This is a genomic window from Microbacterium petrolearium, assembly GCF_054782875.1.
Map to the genome: position 1 here is coordinate 57,224 of NZ_BAAGRQ010000002.1, position 18,524 is coordinate 75,747.

General features: G+C 72.1%; 20 protein-coding genes. 12 read left to right on the top strand and 8 right to left on the bottom strand.

Features of this window, described 5'->3' with window-relative positions; translation table 11 throughout:
• Positions 1-8: 8 nt before the first annotated feature.
• Positions 9-1,274 (bottom strand): phosphoribosylamine--glycine ligase, encoded by a 1,266-nt coding sequence (purD, locus tag ACYVJ0_RS02185; RefSeq protein ID WP_460815708.1) that lies wholly within the window; start codon positions 1,272-1,274, stop codon positions 9-11.
• A gap of 154 nt (positions 1,275-1,428) precedes the next feature.
• Between purD and ACYVJ0_RS02190 the strand changes: the two genes are divergently transcribed.
• Both ACYVJ0_RS02190 and ACYVJ0_RS02195 read left to right on the top strand, forming a co-directional pair.
• Complete coding sequence (locus tag ACYVJ0_RS02190) at positions 1,429-1,797, top strand: sterol carrier family protein (protein WP_460815710.1); 369 nt, start codon at positions 1,429-1,431, stop codon at positions 1,795-1,797.
• A gap of 55 nt (positions 1,798-1,852) precedes the next feature.
• Positions 1,853-2,173, top strand: a complete 321-nt coding sequence (locus ACYVJ0_RS02195) for a potassium transporter Trk (RefSeq protein WP_460815711.1) — start codon at positions 1,853-1,855, stop codon at positions 2,171-2,173.
• Positions 2,174-2,176: 3 nt separating this feature from the next.
• Here ACYVJ0_RS02195 and ACYVJ0_RS02200 read toward each other — a convergent pair whose 3' ends face one another.
• The gene (locus tag ACYVJ0_RS02200; protein WP_460815712.1) at positions 2,177-2,764 is read right to left on the bottom strand and encodes a zinc-binding alcohol dehydrogenase; all 588 of its coding nucleotides are present in this window, start codon (positions 2,762-2,764) and stop codon (positions 2,177-2,179) included.
• 187 nt (positions 2,765-2,951) lie between these two features.
• Between ACYVJ0_RS02200 and purM the strand changes: the two genes are divergently transcribed.
• Positions 2,952-3,986 (top strand): phosphoribosylformylglycinamidine cyclo-ligase, encoded by a 1,035-nt coding sequence (purM, locus tag ACYVJ0_RS02205; protein WP_460815976.1) that lies wholly within the window; start codon positions 2,952-2,954, stop codon positions 3,984-3,986.
• Between the two features lie 30 nt (positions 3,987-4,016).
• Complete coding sequence (purF, locus tag ACYVJ0_RS02210; protein ID WP_460815714.1) at positions 4,017-5,489, top strand: amidophosphoribosyltransferase; 1,473 nt, start codon at positions 4,017-4,019, stop codon at positions 5,487-5,489.
• Positions 5,490-5,583: 94 nt separating this feature from the next.
• Here the strand turns inward: purF and ACYVJ0_RS02215 are convergent, their stop codons facing one another.
• On the bottom strand, positions 5,584-5,769 hold the full coding sequence (locus ACYVJ0_RS02215; protein WP_449853814.1) for a DUF3073 domain-containing protein: 186 nt from the start codon (positions 5,767-5,769) through the stop codon (positions 5,584-5,586).
• Positions 5,770-5,907: 138 nt separating this feature from the next.
• Between ACYVJ0_RS02215 and ACYVJ0_RS02220 the strand changes: the two genes are divergently transcribed.
• The gene (locus ACYVJ0_RS02220) at positions 5,908-6,468 is read left to right on the top strand and encodes a universal stress protein (RefSeq protein WP_449853813.1); all 561 of its coding nucleotides are present in this window, start codon (positions 5,908-5,910) and stop codon (positions 6,466-6,468) included.
• On the opposite strand, the gene ACYVJ0_RS02225 is transcribed toward ACYVJ0_RS02220, so the two are convergent.
• From ACYVJ0_RS02225 to ACYVJ0_RS02240, 4 genes are all read right to left on the bottom strand, one after another.
• Entirely contained in the window at positions 6,461-6,802 is a 342-nt protein-coding gene (locus ACYVJ0_RS02225) for a TIGR02611 family protein (protein ID WP_449853812.1), read from the bottom strand. The genes ACYVJ0_RS02220 and ACYVJ0_RS02225 overlap by 8 nt on opposite strands.
• A 1-nt stretch (position 6,803) precedes the next feature.
• Complete coding sequence (locus tag ACYVJ0_RS02230; protein ID WP_460815716.1) at positions 6,804-7,403, bottom strand: PadR family transcriptional regulator; 600 nt, start codon at positions 7,401-7,403, stop codon at positions 6,804-6,806.
• Positions 7,403-8,272, bottom strand: a complete 870-nt coding sequence (locus ACYVJ0_RS02235; RefSeq protein WP_460815718.1) for a DUF4097 family beta strand repeat-containing protein — start codon at positions 8,270-8,272, stop codon at positions 7,403-7,405. Before ACYVJ0_RS02235 ends, ACYVJ0_RS02230 begins: the two co-directional genes overlap by 1 nt.
• 154 nt (positions 8,273-8,426) lie before the next feature.
• The gene (locus ACYVJ0_RS02240) at positions 8,427-9,287 is read right to left on the bottom strand and encodes a helix-turn-helix transcriptional regulator (protein WP_460815719.1); all 861 of its coding nucleotides are present in this window, start codon (positions 9,285-9,287) and stop codon (positions 8,427-8,429) included.
• Positions 9,288-9,418: 131 nt separating this feature from the next.
• Between ACYVJ0_RS02240 and ACYVJ0_RS02245 the strand changes: the two genes are divergently transcribed.
• From ACYVJ0_RS02245 to ACYVJ0_RS02275, 7 genes are all read left to right on the top strand, one after another.
• Positions 9,419-10,375: an SDR family NAD(P)-dependent oxidoreductase gene (locus tag ACYVJ0_RS02245; RefSeq protein WP_460815720.1), complete on the top strand. Its 957-nt coding sequence runs from the start codon at positions 9,419-9,421 to the stop codon at positions 10,373-10,375.
• Complete coding sequence (locus ACYVJ0_RS02250; protein ID WP_460815722.1) at positions 10,372-10,824, top strand: FluC/FEX family fluoride channel; 453 nt, start codon at positions 10,372-10,374, stop codon at positions 10,822-10,824. Before ACYVJ0_RS02245 ends, ACYVJ0_RS02250 begins: the two co-directional genes overlap by 4 nt.
• The gene (locus tag ACYVJ0_RS02255) at positions 10,821-11,192 is read left to right on the top strand and encodes a fluoride efflux transporter FluC (protein ID WP_449853808.1); all 372 of its coding nucleotides are present in this window, start codon (positions 10,821-10,823) and stop codon (positions 11,190-11,192) included. Before ACYVJ0_RS02250 ends, ACYVJ0_RS02255 begins: the two co-directional genes overlap by 4 nt.
• A gap of 97 nt (positions 11,193-11,289) precedes the next feature.
• Positions 11,290-11,487 carry a hypothetical protein gene (locus ACYVJ0_RS02260; protein ID WP_449853807.1) on the top strand — a complete coding sequence of 66 codons (198 nt, stop codon included), beginning with the start codon at positions 11,290-11,292 and terminating at the stop codon, positions 11,485-11,487.
• A gap of 12 nt (positions 11,488-11,499) precedes the next feature.
• Positions 11,500-12,204 carry a hypothetical protein gene (locus ACYVJ0_RS02265; RefSeq protein WP_449853806.1) on the top strand — a complete coding sequence of 235 codons (705 nt, stop codon included), beginning with the start codon at positions 11,500-11,502 and terminating at the stop codon, positions 12,202-12,204.
• 133 nt (positions 12,205-12,337) lie between these two features.
• Complete coding sequence (locus ACYVJ0_RS02270; RefSeq protein ID WP_460815724.1) at positions 12,338-15,694, top strand: efflux RND transporter permease subunit; 3,357 nt, start codon at positions 12,338-12,340, stop codon at positions 15,692-15,694.
• 139 nt (positions 15,695-15,833) lie between these two features.
• Positions 15,834-17,831 (top strand): DEAD/DEAH box helicase, encoded by a 1,998-nt coding sequence (locus ACYVJ0_RS02275; RefSeq protein WP_460815726.1) that lies wholly within the window; start codon positions 15,834-15,836, stop codon positions 17,829-17,831.
• 63 nt (positions 17,832-17,894) lie between these two features.
• Here ACYVJ0_RS02275 and ACYVJ0_RS02280 read toward each other — a convergent pair whose 3' ends face one another.
• Positions 17,895-18,464: a YceI family protein gene (locus ACYVJ0_RS02280; protein WP_449853803.1), complete on the bottom strand. Its 570-nt coding sequence runs from the start codon at positions 18,462-18,464 to the stop codon at positions 17,895-17,897.
• Positions 18,465-18,524: the final 60 nt, after the last annotated feature.

Genomic DNA, 18,524 nt, shown 5'->3' on the forward strand with positions numbered 1-18,524 from the left:
CGGCCTCGTCAGCCCACGCGTGCGGCGATGTCGCGCCGGTGGTGCGAGCCCTCGAGTCCGATGCGGTCGATGGCGTCGTAGGCGCGGGCGCGGGCCGTGGCGAAGTCGGGCGCCAGCGCCACGACGTTCAGCACGCGGCCGCCCGTGGCGAGCAGCGCGTCGCCCTCGGCGCGCGTGGCCGCGTGGGCGAGGTGCACGCCCTCGACAGCGGAGGCCTCGTCCACCCCGGTCAGCGGGCGGCCCGTGACGGGCGCCTCGGGGTAGCCCTCGCTGGCGAGCACCACGGTCACGGCGGCGTCGTCCGAGAACTCCGGCGCGGGCGCCTCCTCGAGCGTGCCGCGCGCGGCGGCCAGGAGCAGCTCCGAGAGCGGGGTGCGCAGGCGCGGCAGCACGACCTGGGTCTCGGGGTCGCCGAAGCGGGCGTTGAACTCGATGACCTTCACGCCGGCGTCGGTGAGGATGAGCCCGGCGTACAGCAGCCCGACGAACGGCGTCCCCTCGGCGTCGAGCTGCCGGATGACGGGGCGGGCGATCCGCTCGGTCACCTCGGCGACGAACTCCGCCTCGCCGCCGAACCGCTCGGCCAGCCACGGCAGCGGCGAGTACGCGCCCATGCCGCCGGTGTTCGGGCCGGCGTCGCCGTCGAGCGCGCGCTTGAAGTCCTGGGCGGGGCTGAGGGCGCGCACCGTGTCGCCGTCGCTGAGGAAGAACAGCGAGACCTCGGGGCCCGAGAGGAACTCCTCCACGAGCACCGGCCCGCTCGGCAGGTACTGGGCCGCGTGGGCGAGCGCCGCCGCGCGATCGTCCGTCACGATCACGCCCTTGCCGGCGGCCAGGCCGTCGGCCTTCACGACGTAGGGCGCGCCGAACGCGTCGAGCGCGGCCGCCACGTCCTCCTCGGTGCCGGCGTGCGTCGCGCGCCCCGTCGGCACGCCCGCGGCCTCCATGATCCGCTTCGCGAAGGCCTTCGAGCCCTCCAGCTGGGCGGCGGCGCGGCCGGGGCCGAACACGGGGATGCCGCGCTCGCGCAGCGCGTCGGCGACGCCGGCCACGAGCGGCGCCTCGGGCCCGATCACGACGAGGTCGACGGCGTTCTCGTTCGCGAAGCCGGTGACCGCAGCGGGGTCGAGCACGTCGAGGTGGACCAGGGTCGCGTCGCGCGCGATGCCCGCGTTGCCGGGCGCCGCGAGGATCTCGTGCGCGGTGGGCTCCGAGCGCAGGGCCAGGATGATCGCATGCTCGCGGGCGCCGGAGCCGAGGACGAGGATCTTCACGCGCACCAGCCTACGGTCCCCGCCGCGCGCGTGCCCGATCCGCACGTGCCCGGATCCGGCGAGACAGCTTCCGCGCTCCGAGACAGCGTGCACACGCCGCTGCACACGCCGCCGTCTCGGCGCGCAGTTGCTGTCTCGCTGTTGAATGGGGGGGATGGGGAAGCGGATCGAGACCGGGGACGGGCGGGCGGCGCTCGCCGCCGTGCGGGCGGCGCGCGAGGCGGGCGAGAAGCCGGCGCGGCCGCAGCTCGCCACCGCCGTGCGCTACCTGCTGCAGCTGCTCGTCGAGAAGGCGCCGGGCGCCTCGGTCGAGGTGCGCGTGCCGCCCTTCGGCGCCGCGCAGGTCATTCAGGGGCCGCGGCACACCCGCGGCACGCCACCCAACGTCGTCGAGATGGATGCGGCGACCTGGATCGACCTCGCCACGGGCGCGGCGCGGTGGGATGAGGCGCGAGCCGAGGGGCGCATCTCGGCCTCCGGGGTCCGCGCCGACATCGCCGCGCTGCTGCCGTTGCGGCCCTGAGCGGGCGGCCCGAGATCACCGGCAGCATTCAGGGTTCGGGTGTTTGAATAGCCGCATGTCCTCGCAGATCCCCGCGCACGCCGACGAGCTCGTCGGCGTCCGTCGCGCGCCGAAGTACGGCGTCTTCGCCGCGCTCGGCGCCATGCTGGGCATTGCGGCGGCCATGATCCTGTCGACGGTGTTCGACGGCACGTCCGAGCCGAGCCGCTACACCGAGATCGAGTACAGCGCCTCGCAGGCGTTCGGCTTCATCCTGCTGTGGTGCCTGCCCGCCGGCATCCTCGTCGGGATGCTCGTGGCGCTGCTGCTCGACCGCACGGTGGGCCGCCGGGTGCGCCAGGCGCACGCCGTGCACGAGATCGTCGACGAGGACTGACCGTCACACGAGGTCGGCCACGATCGGCCGCACGGCCTTGCCGTACGCGGCCACGTCGCCGCGCAGCCCGTCGCTGACCGCGATCGTGAGCTCGCCGATCCGCCAGAGCCCGCGCTGCGCGAACGGCAGGATCTGCACGTTCAGCACGAACGGATGCGCCGGGCGGCCGAGCCGCCTCTCCTCGTCGCGGACGAGGCTGTTCCAGACCCCGCCCGACCCGCGGCCGTGCTGCTCGAGGTTCAGTCGCCGGAGCGCCGCGTCGGCGAACTCGAGCGCGGCGGGCGCGAGGGGCGCGATCGCGGTCGCCAGCCGCACGGAGCTCTCCGGGACGGCGACGAGGTCGCCGAACCCGTCGACGAGCTCCAGCGGTTCGTCCGCCGGGTGGGCGAGCGGCTCCACCGTCATGTCCCAGTACTGCAGCCACTGCGCGGCCAGCACGTCGGACGCCTCGGCGCCGGTAGGTGCGCCGCGCAGCGACGGGAGCTGCTCGGGCGCACGCACGCCCAGGGCGCCGCGCAGGTAGAGCGCGACGAGCACAGCGAGGTCGGTGCCCTCGGTCACACGCGAGCTCGGCCACTCCGATGCCTGCATGCGGTCAGTCTAGGGACGGCCCCGCCGGCCGCGCCTCGTCCAGCCCCCTCGCATCCAGCACGCGGGCGCGGCAGATAGTCTTGACCCCGTGGTCTCCGATCCCACTTCCGCGCGCACGTCCGCGCACAACTCCACGTACACCGAGGCCGGTGTCGACACGGCCGCCGGCGACCTCGCCGTCGAGCTGATGAAGTCGTCGGTGCGCGCCACGCAGGGGCCGGAGGTGCTCGGCGGTGTCGGCGGGTTCGCCGGCCTGTTCGACGCCAGCGCGCTGAGGGGCTACCGTCGCCCGCTGCTGGCGACGAGCACCGACGGCGTCGGCACGAAGGTGGCGATCGCGCAGGCGATCGACAAGCACGACACGATCGGGCAGGACCTGGTCGGCATGGTCGTCGACGACATCGTCGTCGTGGGCGCCCGCCCGCTGTTCATGACCGACTACATCGCGTGCGGCAAGGTGTTCCCCGAGCGGATCGCCGACATCGTGCGCGGGATCGCCGACGCGTGCCGCGCGACGGGCACCGCGCTCGTCGGCGGCGAGACGGCGGAGCACCCCGGCCTGCTGGGCGTGGACGACTACGACGTCGCCGGTGCGGCCACCGGCGTGGTCGAGGCCGACGCGGTGCTCGGCGCCGAGCGCGTGCGCCCCGGCGACGCCGTGCTGGCGCTCGGTTCGAGCGGCCTGCACTCCAACGGCTACTCCCTCGTGCGCCACATCCTCTCGGGCGCCGGCATCGGCTACGGCGACCACGCCGCCGACCTCGGCATGACGTGGGGCGAGGCGCTGCTCGAGCCCACGCGCCTGTACACCTCGCCGCTGCTGCGCCTCATCGCGCAGACCGGCGACGGCGTGCACAGCCTCAGCCACGTCACGGGCGGCGGCATCGCGGCCAACCTCGCGCGCGTGCTGCCCCGCGGCACGTGGGCCGAGGTGGATCGGTCGACCTGGAGCCCGAGCCCCGTCTTCCGCGTGCTGAGCGACATCGCCGGCACCACGCTCGAGTCGAGCGAGGGCACCTGGAACCTCGGTATCGGCTTCCTCGCGGTCGTCGATCCGGCCGTCGTCGACGCGGCCGTCGCGGCGCTGGCCGAGGACGGCATCCCGGCCTGGCAGGTCGGATCGGTCGGCGCCGGCGACCCGCCGGGCGACGGATTCGAGCAGGGCGCCAAGGGCGTCGACGGCGGCGCGGTGCGCCTGGTCGGCGCGTACGCGGCCCGCTGACACGGAGAGAACGGACGAAGTAACCACCCCATGTGCGGCATCGTCGGAATGGTCGGGAGCTCCCCGGTCAACCAGGACATCTACGACGCGCTTCTCCTTCTGCAGCACCGCGGCCAGGACGCCACGGGCATCGCGACGGCCGAACCCAACGGCGTCATGCACCTGCAGAAGAAGCCGGGCCAGGTGCGCGAGGCGTTCCGAACCCGCGACATGCGATCGCTGCTCGGCAACGTCGGCCTCGGCCACGTGCGCTACGCCACGAAGGGCACGGCGTCGGCCGAGGAGGAGGCGCAGCCGTTCTACGTGAACTCGCCGTACGGCCTCGTCCTCATCCACAACGGCAATCTCACGAACACGCGCGAGCTCACGGCCGACATGGCCCGCCGCGACCGTCGGCACCTCAACTCGTCCAGCGACACCGAGCTGCTGCTCAACGTGCTCGCCAACGAGCTGCAGGCCACCACGAGCCCCGTCGACCTCGAGCCCGAGCGCATCTTCGAGGCCGTCACCCGCGCGCAGCGCCGCATCGAGGGTGCGTACGCCGTGATCTCGATCATCGCCGGCTACGGCCTGCTCGCCTTCCGCGATCCGTTCGGCATCCGCCCGCTCATCCTGGGCCGCCGCACGGGCGAGGACGGGCGCGACGAGTGGGTCGTCACGAGCGAGTCGCTCGTGCTCGAGAACGCGGACTACGAGGTGGTGCGCGACGTGGAGCCCGGCGAGGCGGTGTTCATCTCGAACGACGGCGAGCTGTTCTCCAAGCAGTGCGCCGACGACCCCCAGCTGCTGCCGTGCTCGTTCGAGTACGTGTACCTCGCGCGCCCCGACTCGATCATGAACGGCGTCTCGGTGTACGAGTCGCGCCTGCGCATGGGCGAGAAGCTGGCGGCGACGATCGCGAAGCACGTGCCCGAGGGCCTCATCGACGTGGTCATGCCGATCCCGGATTCGTCGCGTCCCGCGGCGATGGAGGTGGCGCGCGTGCTGGGCATCGAGTACCGCGAGGGCTTCTACAAGAACCGCTACGTCGGCCGCACGTTCATCATGCCGGGCCAGGCGGTGCGCAAGAAGAGCGTGCGCCAGAAGCTCAACGCCATGTCGAGCGAGTTCCAGGGCAAGAACGTGCTGCTGATCGACGATTCGATCGTGCGCGGCACGACGAGCAAGCAGATCGTGCAGATGGCGTACGCCGCGGGCGCGAAGACGGTGACGTTCGCGTCGGCGGCCCCTCCCGTGCGGCACCCGCACGTGTACGGCATCAACATGCCGTCGCGCCACGAGCTCGTGGCGCACGGCCGCACGATCCCGCAGATCGCCGAGGAGCTCGGCTGCGACTATCTCGTGTACCAGGAGGTCGACGATCTGCGCGACGCGATCATCGAGAGCGCCACGGGAGAGGCGGCCTTCCGCGATCTCGACATGAGCTGCTTCGACGGCCGCTACGTGACGGGCACCGTCACCGACGAGTATCTCGAGTGGGTCGAGGGATCGCAGAGCTCCTGAGCCCGGCTGGCCTCAGCGCGGGTCGGCGCGGCTGAATCCGGGCACGAGAAAATCGCCGTGGGTGGGAACCCACGGCGATCTCACGACGGATGGCTTATGCCGCCTCGTCGTCGTCCTCGTCGTTGTCCGTGTACTCGTCGGCCCACTTGTCGACGTACAGGTCGTCGTCGTTGTGGCTGCCGAGTTCGCGCTCCAGCGCGTTGTAGTCAACGGCAGGGCTGTACGACTTGAGTTCACGGGCGAGCTTTGTGTGCTTCGCCTTCTGACGGCCACGCCCCATGCGCGAGACCCCCTCGTATTGAGCTGCGGGTGCTGCCCCGATGTGATCGAATTCACCGGCGGAACGGCCGGAAAGAGTAGACTTGAGGATACCACGAGGGCTGGAAGCACCGGCCTCCTGGCAACCCTGAAGGGGGCGATGACGATGTCGGAGAACCAGGCGGAGACCGCCGGAGGCGTCCGCATTCCGGACGAGGACAAGGCCCTGCAGGGGGCCGTCGTCGTCGGAGCGGTCCCCGATCAGAACCCGCGAGTCCTCCGAGAAGCCGCCCGATACGCCAAGCTGATGGGCGCTCCGCTCGTGGTCGTGCACGTCGATGTGACGCGCTTCGTCACCTACGAGGACCCGGACGGGTACGTGCACTCCGCGCCGATCGACATCAACGTCGACGCCGGCGCCGAGGAGTTCGAGGCCGTCAAGGCCCACGCGGCGGAGGCGCTCGACGGCAGGGCGGAATGGACCGCCCGGCAGCTCGTGGGCGACCCGGCGCTGGCGCTGAAGCACTTCACGACGAAGATCGACGCGAAGCTCATCGTGATCGGCACGCGCAAGCGGGGCTTCGGCGAGTCGCTGCGCGAGTTCTTCACGGGGTCGGTCGCCGCGCGCCTCTCGCACCGCCAGTCGATCCCGTTGCTCGTCGTGCCGCAGGGCGAGCTGCTCGCCGACGACGAGGAGTACCCGCCCTCCGACCTCACCTGACGGCGAGGCCGTCGCGGCGCCGCCGGCGCTCCTGGCGCCGCTTCCACCAGGCGGCGATCCGCGCGATCTGGCGGCGCATCCACGCCGCGCTGCGGCGCGCCCACGCGAACTCCGTGCCGAGGATGGCGAGACCGCCGAGCAGCACGAGCGCTCCGGGCCCCGGCAGCGGCAGCAGGATCACCCCGAGCGCGGTGACGATGCCGCCGACGGTGCCCACGGTCGTCCGGTAGCCGCGACGGATCCGCGGGTGGCGATCGATCCACCCCCGGATCCGTCCACGGTCGGCCGGTGCGCCAGGCGGGCCGGCCGGCCACCGCGGTTCGGGAACCGCCATCTCAGCCCCTGAGCACGCGGGTGAGCTCGCGCGCCGCCTCGTCGAGGGTGCGGGCGAGGTCGTCGACCACGGCGGGCGCGAGCTCCCCGCCGCGCGCGACGTGCGTGCGCAGCTCGCTGCGGACCCGGCCGCGGAAGTCCGCGACCACGGCCTCCGCGCGCTGCAGCTGCTCGCGCGACTGCGCGCGGTCGTCGGCCGCAGGCGGCGGAGAGGTCCGCTCGGCGTGGGCGGCCGCCGCGAGATCGGCGCGCAGGCTCTTCATCGCCTCGCGCACGCTCGCGCGCACGCCGTCGGCGATGATCCGGACCGAGTCGGCCAGCCCCGCCTCGATGCCCGCGATGTCGTCCGCGCGCGAGGCCACCTCGGCGCGGCCCGCGTCGGTGATCTCGTACACCGTCTTGCGGCCGTCGGCGGTCTTGGTCACGAGCCCCTCCTCCTCGAGCTTCGAGAGCCGGGGGTAGATCGTGCCGGCGCTCGGGGTGTAGGTGCCGCCCGTGCGCTCGGCGAGGGCCTGCATGATGTCGTAGCCGTGGCGCGGCGACTCGTTCAGCAGGTTCAGCAGGTACAGCCGCAGGTCGCCGTGCGAGAAGACGGCGGGCATCAGAGGTCACCGTCCCTCGGCGGGGTCAGGGGTGCCTCGGTGCTCGCGGCGTCCTCGGCGCCGGCCGTGCCGCCGCGGCGCACAACCGTGATGTCACCCGCGACCGTGTTGGCGCGGACGTCGGCGAAGGCGCCGGAGAGCTCCCCGGTCGATCCGCTGTAGCTGGAGGGCACGCCGCTGCCGCGCGGCACGCCGTCGACCGTGAGCCGGCCGCTCGCGCTGCGCAGCACGTAGTTGGCGGGGTAGCCGGCGTCGAGCCGGAAGGTGGCCCCGCCCGAGACGCCGTTGAGCGAGATCGCGCCGATCGGGCCCTCGGCGTCGACGAAGGCGGTGCCGGACACCGAGTCGATGTCGGCCTTCGTCACGGCGCCGGAGACCATCACGTCGCCCGAGACGGTGTGCGCGTCGAACGGGCCGGTGAGGCCGCGCACCTGCACGTCGCCCGAGACGGCGTTCACGCGCAGCGCGCCCTCGTGGCCGTCGACGAGCACATCGCCCGAGACGGTGTTGACCGAGGCGTCGCGGCGCAGACCCGCGACAAGAGCGGTCGCGCTGACCACGCCCAGCGTGAGCGCGACATCGCGCGGCGCCGCCACGCTGATCTCGGCGCGCGGTCCGCCCGCGCCGAAGTTGCGGAACACCTCGAGGAAGTTGTCCCACCGCAACTGCGGGTGGTCGATCTCGAGCTGGCCGCCCGAGAGCTCGACCCGCAGGTCCTTCACGGTCACGCCGCGGATCTCGACGCGCACGTCGGGCTCGTCGTGGGCGATCACGTCGATCTGCCCGCCGACGAGGCCGATCTTGAGCGACAGCACGCCCTCGACGTCGATGACCCGGTTCTCGCCCGGGTGGATCAGCCATTTCTCCATGGTCCTCGCTCCTGCAAGACGGCCGGATCGCCCGGCGGTGAATTCGAGATATATCTCGATACCCAGAGTGAAACACGATATATCTCGATGCGCAAGGGCGCAGTGCGAACTCCCGGATCGGGTCGCGGACGCGCGTCCGTGAGGATCGTGCCCGTCAGGGCGCGGCGGTCGCGCCGCGACCGAGCACCCGCAGGAGGTCGAGCTGCCCCGCATCCGCGGATCCCTCGGGCGCGGTGTAGGTGACGACCCGCAGGTCGGATTCGGGGGCGTGCAGGACATCGCAGTCGAGCGTGATGTCGCCCGCCTCGGGATGGCGGATCGTCTTGCGCTCCGCCATGCGGAGCGCGCCCCCTCCCGCCGCCCAGCAGCGCGCGAAGTCGGCGGAATCACGGTGCAGCTCCGCCACGAGCTCACGCAGTTCCGCGTCTTCGGGGTATCGCGATGCCGCGCGGCGCAGCTCGCCGGCGATCCCCGCCAGGAACTCGCCCGGCTCCGGCCCCATCGCGCCGGGACGCAGCGTCAGCCGCTCCGCCCGTCCGAATGCCGCGCGGGCGAGATTGCGCTCCCGCGGCGTCAGCCCGCCGGGGTCGCCGTGCAGCGCCGCCCACATCGCGTTCCACCACACGAGGGACCAGTCCGCGGCGAACACCGCGATGGGGAAGTCGCCCAGCCGTGACGTGAGGCGCTGGATGCCGGGTGGGACATGGCGGTTCACGACGCCGTCGCGCGGCGGCAGCAGGCCGGCCGCGGTGAACAGCTCGTCGCGTTCGGCGCGCGAGAGCTGCAGCGCCCGCGCGAGCGAGGCCGCGACCTGCGCCGACGGCCGGGTCGCCCTGCCCTGCTCAAGGCGCAGCAGGTAGTCGACCGAGAGGCCGGCCAGCTGCGCGAGCTCCTCGCGGCGAAGACCGGGCGCACGCCGCCCCGGCGAGCGGGTCAGGCCCGCATCGGCGGGCGACAGCCGGTCGCGCCAGAGGTGCACCAGCGCGCCGAAGCTCACGCGCGGGGCCGTCGTCATACCCGCCATTGTGCCGCGTAGGCGGCCCCGCAGCCTGGGCCCCGCCAGTCCACCGGCTGGCAGGGGGACTGCCCGGCTCGGCCGCGACGCGCGAGCGTGGAGACCTCATCGAAGACACTCCGGAGGCACCCATGCACACCATCGTCATGACCGGCGCGACGCGCGGCATCGGCCGCGCCGCCGCCGCGCGGATCCTGCGCGAAGACCCCGAGGCGCACCTCGTCGTGATCGCCCGCGGCGCGTCGCTCGACGGCGTCGTCGCGGAGCTCGCGGCGCTGCCCGGCGTGGGCACCGCGCGGGTTTCGGGAGCCGCCGCCGACCTGGGCTCGCTGCGCGAGGTCTGCGGCGCGGCGGACGACATCGCGGCCCGCCTCGATCGCTCCGACCTGCCCCCGCTGCGCGGGTTCGTCGGCAACGCGGGCATCCAGTACGTCGACGCCCTCACGACGGGAGCCGACGGCTACGAGGCGACGTTCGCCGTGAACGTGCTCGCGAACCACGCCCTCCTGCGGGTGCTGCGAAGCCGGTTCTCCGCCCCGGCGCGGATCGTCATCACCACGAGCGACACCCACTTCGGCGACTTCCGTCACACCGGCGGCCTCGTGCCGCCGCCACGCTGGCAGGCGCCCGAGGCGCTGGCCCGGACCGGCGCGTTCCCCGACGCGGACGGGTCGAGGGGAGGGCGGATGGCGTACTCGACGAGCAAGCTCGGCACCGTGTACCTCGTCCACGAGTACGCCAGGCGCCTGACCGCCGGCGTCGACATCGTGGCGTTCAATCCCGGCCTCGTGCCGGGAACCGGCCTGACCCGCAACGCGGACCCCGTGAGTCGGCTCCTGATGGGCGCGGTCTTCCCTGTCCTCAACCTCACTCCGCTCACGAACAGCCCCGCCGTGGCGGGCCGCCAGCTCGCCGACGTCGCGCTCGGCCGCGTCGCCGCGCCGTCCGGGTCGTACGTCAACCGCGACAGGGTGGAGCGCTCGTCGGACGAGTCGTACGACGCGCAGCGTGAGCGCGAGCTGTGGGAGGCGTGCGACCGCCTCATCGACGCGGTGATCGCCGGGGGAGCGGATACCGTGAAGGCGTGACCGTCCGCTTCCGCCGCACGCCCCTTCGGTGGGGGCTGCTGCCGCTCGTCGTCGCCGGCGGGGCGGTGGGGGTGACCGGGCGGTACCTGCTCACGGCCGACACGAGCGATCCGGTCCTGGGCCTGCCCGTCATCTTCCTCGTCAACGCGCTCGGCTCGGGGCTGCTGGGCGTGCTCGTGGGCTGGGCGGGCGACCGGCCGCGCCTGCGCGCGTTCCTCGGCACGGGCGTGCTGGGCGGCTTCACGTCGTACAGCGCGCTGGCTCCGGTGTTCGCGCTCGTGACCGTGAGCTCGGTCGAGGCCGGTGCGCAGGCGAGCCCGCTCGCCGCCGCGGGCACGCTGCTGCTGCTCGTCGTGGGAGGGGCGCTGCTGTTCGTCGCCGTGCCGGCGGGGCTGGCCGCCGTCGGCTACGCCATCGGGCGCCGCGCGGCGAGCGGGGGCGACGCGTGAACCCCCTCGAGGTGCTGGCCGTCGCGCTCGCCGGCGGGGTCGGCGCGGGTCTGCGCTGGATGATCGACGCCGCGCTGCGCCCCTCGCGCGGCTTCCCGTGGCCGATCCTGCTCGTGAACGTCAGCGGCTGCTACGTCATGGCGATCCTCGCGACCGCGTTCGCCGGCGCGGGATCGCCGATCCTCACCGTCGTCACCACCGGGCTGCTCGGCGGCTACACGACGTTCTCGACCGTCTCGGTCGACACGGTCGAGCTGTGGCTCGCGGGTCGTCGCGTCGCGGCCGTCGGCAACGGCGTCGGCACCCTGCTGCTGTGCGTGCTCGCCGCCGCGCTCGGCCTGCTGACCGCGGCCGCGTTCGGCGCCTGAACACGGGGGCTGATGGAGGCGTCTGAATCGCCGTCTATCCCACGGAATGTCGGAGGCCCGTGTTCTACTCTTGTCACACAGCAAAGGAGGGCTCGCCATGGCACCCGTGATCACGATCGAGGAGCGCGATCTCATCGAGCGTCGTGATGCGCTCCTGCGTGAGCTCGGGTTGACCTCGTACGCGGAGTTTCGCCGCGAAGCGCACGCGCGCCCGTTGTCGGACCGGGCGTGGGCGCTTCGAGATGAGCTGGATTCGATCGCTTACCTCCTCGGTGAGAACGAGCTGACGGACTGACGCGCGCCTCGGATGCTCGGTCAAGCGCAGGACCTCGCTGCCCGGCTCGAGCACACGATCCGGCAGGCGCTGCCGGGACAAGCGCGGATACGGGCGCAACAGTTGCCGAGAACGGGGCGAGTGCGCATCTGCCCGGTTGACGACGATGAATCGGTGAGGCCGGCGTCATTAGCGCTCCGCGGGGACGACGTTGTTCTTGCCCATTGGACGTTCGCGATCTTCGCCGAGCTGTCCGACGACGGATTCCTGAAGTTCGATCAGGCCCGCATCTCCCTGACGCCTGAGTTCGAGGAAGCTCCGATCGTGCGGCTCGAGTATGAGAGTCGCACGACTGGACCTCCCGTCTCGCACTGGCAGTTCCATGGCGAACGTGGCTCGTTGTCGTTCATCCTGGCCCGCACTCATACGAGTGGCAGGCACCGGGCGGTGCCGATGTCGCTTTCCGCATTGCACTTTCCGACGGGCGGGCGGCGGCTGAGGCCAGGGATCGAGGACTTCGTACAGTTCCTGATTCAGGAGTGCGGATTCGATGCTCGTCCTGGTTGGCGCCGCGCTGTGGAGGACGGTCGGGAACTTGCTCGACGTTTCCAGTTTCGTGCCGCCGTACGCGACCATCAGGCGGAAGCGGCGGAAGTGCTGAAGAACAACGGATGGACGGTGCGACCACCTGACGGAAGAGAGCTCACGGACAACGCCGAGCGATTGCGAGAGTACTGACGCTCGGCGCGTGAACACGGGGGATGTCCCCCGCGCGTGGCGCGCGCGCCCTGTGCCAGACTGATCGCGTCGGATACAGCACCGTATCGGCGGTGCCGACCGGCGCCGCCGGTCGAGATCGAGAGTCCCCGTCTTGTCGAAACTCGCCGTCCTCAGCCTCAAGAACCGCGCCCTCATCGCGCTCATCACGATCTGCGCCGCCGTCTTCGGCGGCATCGGGCTCACAAGCCTGAAGCAGGAGCTCATCCCGTCGATCGAGCTGCCCGCGCTCATCGTCATGAGCACCTACCCCGGCGCCTCGCCCGAGGTGGTCGAGAACGACGTGTCGACGCCGATCGAGGAGGCCATCCAGTCGGTCCCCGACCTCGATTCGACGACCGCCACGAGCACGACGAACGCGTCGATCGTGCAGGCGATGTTCGCGTACGGCACCGACCTCGGCACGGCGGAGCAGAAGATCCAGCAGGCGATCAGCCGCGCCCAGCTGCCCGAGGACGTCGATCCGCAGGTGATGTCGGTGAGCATCGACGACCTGCCCGTGATCCAGATCGCCGTGAGCGGATTCGGCGAGGGCGAGGACGCGCAGGGCGAGCTCGAGAACTCCGCCATCCCCGAGCTCGAGGACGTCGACGGCGTCGCCTCGGCGTCGATCGTCGGCGGCGTGGGGCAGCGGATCACGATCACGCCCGACACCGCCGAACTCGCGGCGCGCGGCTTCTCGACCCAGGCGATCGGCGACGCCATGGAGCAGAACGGCGTGCTGTTCCCCGGTGGCGACATCACCGAGGGCGACGAGACGCTCACGGTGCAGACCGGCGCGAAGGTGACCTCGGTCGAAGACATCGCGGCGCTCCCGCTCGTCGCCGCCCCTGGCGAGCCGCAGCTCGACCCCGCCACCGGTGCGCCCGTCGTTCCCGACGTCACCACGATCGGCGACGTCGCGAGCGTGGAGCTGGCGAACGATCCCGTCTCGTCGATCTCGCGGGTCAACGGCGAGGACGCCATCTCGATCTCGATCACCAAGCTGCCGGCGGCCAACACCGTCGAGGTCTCGGACGGCGTGCTCGCCGCCGTCGCGGACCTGCGCGAGACGTTCCCCGACGCCGAGTTCACGGTCGTGTTCGACCAGGCCCCGTTCATCGTCCAGTCGATCGAGACGCTCGCCGTCGAGGGCATGCTCGGTCTCGTCTTCGCCGTCGTCGTGATCCTCGTGTTCCTGCTGTCGATCCGCTCGACGCTCGTCACGGCGATCTCGATCCCCACGAGCGTGCTCATCGCGTTCATCGGCATGCAGGCGTTCGGCTACTCCCTCAACATGCTCACGCTCGGCGCCCTGACGATCTCGATCGGGCGCGTCGTCGACGACTCGATCGTCGTGATCGAGAACATCAAGCGGCACTACGTGGGCGACGCCGACAAGGGCGACGCGATCCGCCTCGCCGTGCGCGAGGTCGCCGGGGCGATCACCTCGTCGACGATCACGACGGTCGCGGTGTTCCTGCCGATCGCCTTCGTGGGCGACATGGTCGGCGAGCTGTTCCGGCCGTTCGCGCTCACGGTGGGCCTGGCGATGCTCGCCTCGCTCTTCGTCGCGCTGACGATCGTGCCGGTGCTGGCGTACTGGTTCATGAAGCCGGGCAAGCCGCTGCGCGACGCCGACGGCCGGCAGATCGACCCCGAGAGCCCCGACGCCCCGCCCTCGCGCCTGCAGCGGGCCTACCTGCCCGTGCTGCGGTGGACGCTCAAGCACGGCTGGGTGACGCTGCTGATCGCCGTGCTCGTGCTCGGCGGCACGGTGGCGATGGCGCCGCTCATGAAGGTGAACTTCCTGGGCGACACCGGGCAGAACACCATGACCGTCACGCAGGACCTCGGTCCGAGCGCGAGCCTCGAGGCCAAGGACGAGGCCGCGGCGAAGGTGGAGCAGGCGCTCGAGGGCGTCGACGGCATCGAGACCGTGCAGGTCTCCGTGGGATCGAGCGGATCGCCGCTGCAGGATGCCTTCTCGGGCGGCGGATCGGCGACGTTCTCGATCATGACCGACGCCGACGTCGACCAGGAGGCGCTGCGCGCCGACGTGCAGGAGGCCGTGGCCGACCTCGACGATGCGGGCGAGATCACCGTGGCCGCGGCGGCCGGGTTCGGATCCACCGACATCGAGGTGAGCGTCTCGGCACCCGACCCGCAGACGCTGCAGGAGGCGACCGACGCGATCGTCGCCGAGCTGGACGGGCGCGCCGGCGTGGGCGAGGTGACGGACGACCTGGCCGCGAGCCTGCCGTACATCGGCGTGGTCGTGGACCGTGAGGCGGCCGCGCAGCGGGGCCTCAGCGAGGTCGCCGTCGGCGGGATCGTCTCGAACACGATGAACGATCAGCAGATCGGCACCGTCGAGATCGACGACACGGCGCTCACGGTGTACATCGCCGTCGAGGACCCGCCGGCGACGATCCAGGAGCTCCGCGAGCTGGAGATCCCCAGCGCGCTCGGGATGGTGCAGCTGCAGGACATCGCCACGGTGGAGGAGACGGCCAGCCCCACGTCGATCACGACGGTGCAGGGTCGACGCACCGCCGCCATCACCGTGCCGCCGGCGAGCGACAACCTCGCGGAGGCGACGGCCTCGGTGACCGCGGCGCTCGACGCCGTCGACCTGCCGGACGGCGCGCGGGCGGAGGTGGGCGGCGTGGCCGAGCAGCAGGCCGAGTCGTTCTCGCAGCTGGGTCTCGCCATGCTCGCGGCGATCCTCATCGTCTACGTCGTGATGGTGGCGACCTTCAAGTCGCTGCGCCAGCCGCTGCTGCTGCTCGTCTCGGTGCCGTTCGCGGCGACCGGCGCGATCCTGCTGCAGGTGGTCACGGGCGTGCCGCTCGGCGTCGCCTCGCTGATCGGCGTGCTCATGCTCATCGGCATCGTCGTCACGAACGCGATCGTGCTCGTTGACCTCGTGAACCAGTACCGCGAGCACCACGGACTCAGCACGCGCGACGCCACGCTCGTGGGCTCGTCCATGCGTCTGCGGCCGATCCTCATGACGGCGCTCGCGACGATCTTCGCGCTCACGCCCATGGCGCTCGGCATCACCGGGCACGGCGGCTTCATCTCGCAGCCGCTGGCGATCGTCGTGATCGGCGGTCTCGTGTCGTCGACGTTCCTCACGCTCATCGTGCTGCCCACGCTGTACAACCTCGTCGAGGGGGCCAAGGAGCGGCGGATCGCCCGCCGCGGCGGCGGCGCGGCGCCGTCCGGCGACGGCGGCCCGGACGACGGTCCCACCACGCCGGGCGGATCGGACGCCTCGACCGGATCGGCCGCACCGGATCGTGCGGAGGGCGAGGCGCCGGAGCCCGCGGCGCCGGCGTCGCGCCCGGCTCCGGCCGCGCCCGCCACGGCGGCGCCGGCGCGCGACGCCGCCTCGGCGCACGTCGAGCACGGGACGCTGCCGAACGCCTCGCCGGTGCAGACCAGCCGTCGCGCCCTGCGCGGCTGAGCCGCGCCGGCCGCACAGGCTTTCTCCCAGGCGGGTTCGGTACGCTGAGGGGTCGGCTTTGGGATTCCGCGTATGTGTGCGCGGGTGTGTGTGGTCCTGACGTGGCCGCATGACACCTATGGAAGGTGCGTACTTTCGCATGCCCAAGAACACCAATCGATCCGGCGCCCGCGCCCCGAAGAACTTCGACCCGCGCTACGCGAAGAAGTCGACCGGAGGCCCGTTCCGCGGCCACGGTCGCGACGACGAGCGCAAGCCCCGCTGGTCGGCCGACGACCGCGGCGCCCGCACGGGTGCCCGCGACGAGCGCACCGGCTCGACCGGCGACCGCCGCTTCGACGGCCCCCGTCGCGACGACCGCGCCGGTCGCCCGGAGCGCACCAACGACCGCGGCGAGCGTCGCACGTACGGCGACCGCCCCGCCGGTGAGCGCCGGTCGTACGGCGACCGCCCCGAGCGCGCCGGCGGCTTCCGCCGCGACGACCGCCCGGCTCGCGACGACCGCCCGCGCTACAACCGCGACGACCGCCCGGCTCGCTCCTACGGCGACCGCCCGGGGCGCGACGAGCGCCCCCGCTTCGACCGCGACGACCGCCCGGCCCGCTCGTACGGCGAGCGCACCGAGCGCCCGCGCTACGAGCGCGACGGGCGTCCGGCCCGCCGCTTCGAGGGCGACCGCCCCCGCTACAACCGCGACGACCGCCCGGCCCGCGACGAGCGCCCGCGCTTCGACCGTGACGACCGCCCGGCCCGCCGTTTCGACCGCGACGAGCGCCCCGCCCGCCGCGAGTTCGACGGCGAGCGCCCCGCCCGCCGCCAGACCGAGGGCGAGCGCGCGTGGCAGGAGCGCCGCGAGGCGCCCGTGCGCTCCAAGCAGCAGGAGGAGCAGATCGACGTCGTCCACGAGCGTCTCGAGGCGCAGGCTGTGCAGGCCGAGGACGTCACCGAGATGACCTTCGGCGACCTGGGCCTGGGCGACAACATCGTCCGCGCCCTCGCCGACCTGGGTGCCTCCAAGCCGTTCCCGATCCAGGCGTCGACGGCCCCGTCGATCCTCGAGGGTCGCGACGTGCTGGCCCGCGGCCGCACCGGCTCGGGCAAGACGATCGCCTTCGGCGCCCCGCTGGTCGAGAAGATCCTCCGCGCCAAGGCGGGTCAGAAGCGCGAGTTCGGCCGCTCGCCGGTCGCGCTGATCATGGCGCCGACGCGCGAGCTCGCGCTGCAGATCGACCGCACCGTGCAGCCGATCGCCCGCAGCGTGGGCCTGTTCACCACGCAGATCTACGGCGGCGTGCCCCAGGCGCGCCAGGTGGGCGCGCTGAAGAAGGGCGTCGACATCATCATCGGCACGCCCGGTCGCATCGGCGACCTGCAGCGCCAGGGCAAGCTGGACCTCTCGCAGATCCAGATCTCGGTGCTCGACGAGGCCGACCACATGTGCGAGCTCGGCTTCCTCGAGCCCGTGCAGGACATCCTGCGCCTGACGAGCGAGGGCGGCCAGAAGCTGCTCTTCTCGGCGACGCTCGACCGCGAGGTCGCCGCGCTCGTCGACGAGTTCCTCGTCGACCCGCAGGTGTACGAGGTCGCCGGCGAGACGCAGGAGACCGGCACGATCGATCACCGCGTGCTCGTGGTCGACCAGCGCTCGAAGTCCGAGATCCTCGACGCGCTCGTGGACCGCGAGGGCAAGACGCTCGTCTTCACCCGCACGCGCGCCTTCGCCGAGATGCTCGCCGAGCAGTTCGACGACGCCGGGATCGATGCGATCTCGCTGCACGGCGACCTGAACCAGGCCAAGCGCACGCGCAACATCGAGCGCTTCATGAAGGGCCGCGCCCGCGTACTCGTCGCCACAGATGTCGCCGCGCGCGGCATCCACGTGGACGACGTCGACCTGGTGATCCAGGCCGACGCCCCCGACGAGTACAAGACGTACCTGCACCGCGCCGGCCGCACCGGCCGCGCGGGCAACTCCGGCCGCGTCGTCACGCTGATCACCCGTCAGCGTCGTCGCAAGATGACCGAGATGCTGCAGCGGGCCGAGATCCAGGCTCCGTTCGACGAGGTGCGCCCCGGCGACGACCTCATCGACGAGCTGGCCGGCGCCCCCACGGTCGAGGAGCTGACCACGGCGTAAGCCGCAGCACGCACGTGAAAGGCGGGCCGCCCCCTCGGGAGCGGCCCGCCTTTCGCATGCGGATCAGTCGGCGGTCTCGCCGTCCTCCAGATGGATGAGGCTGAGCTCGAACTCGAGCGTGATGCGCTCCGACACGAGCACGCCGCCGGCGTCGAGCGGCACCTGCCACTCCAGGCCGAAATCGCGGCGATCGATCCGCCGGGTGCCCTCGAAGCCGGCGCGCAGGCGGCCGTCGGCGTCGCGCCCGATGCCCGTGAACTCCAGCGGGATGCCCACGTGCTTCATCGTGTTCTTGATCGTCAGCGCGCCGTTGACGAGGAAGGCGTTCTCGCCCACCTGGTCGAAGCTCGTCGACTCGAAGGTGATCTCGGGGTACTTCTCGACCTCGAAGAAGTCTCCCGTGCGCAGGTGCGCGTCGCGCTGCTCGTTGCCCGTGTTCACGCTCGCGGCCTTGACGCGGACCTCGACGTGGGCGTCGTCGATGCCACCCTCGCCGACCACGAGCTTGCCCGAGATGTCGTGGAAGGCGCCGCGCACCTTCGAGACCATCGCGTGCTTGACTGCGAACCCGAAGCGCGAGTGGGCCGGGTCGATGATCCACGTGCCCGCGTATGCCGGATCGAACTCCGTCATGTCGTCTCCAACTCTCACCGGCGCCGTCGTTCGACGCCGATCCTTCGTGGGCAGGACGTC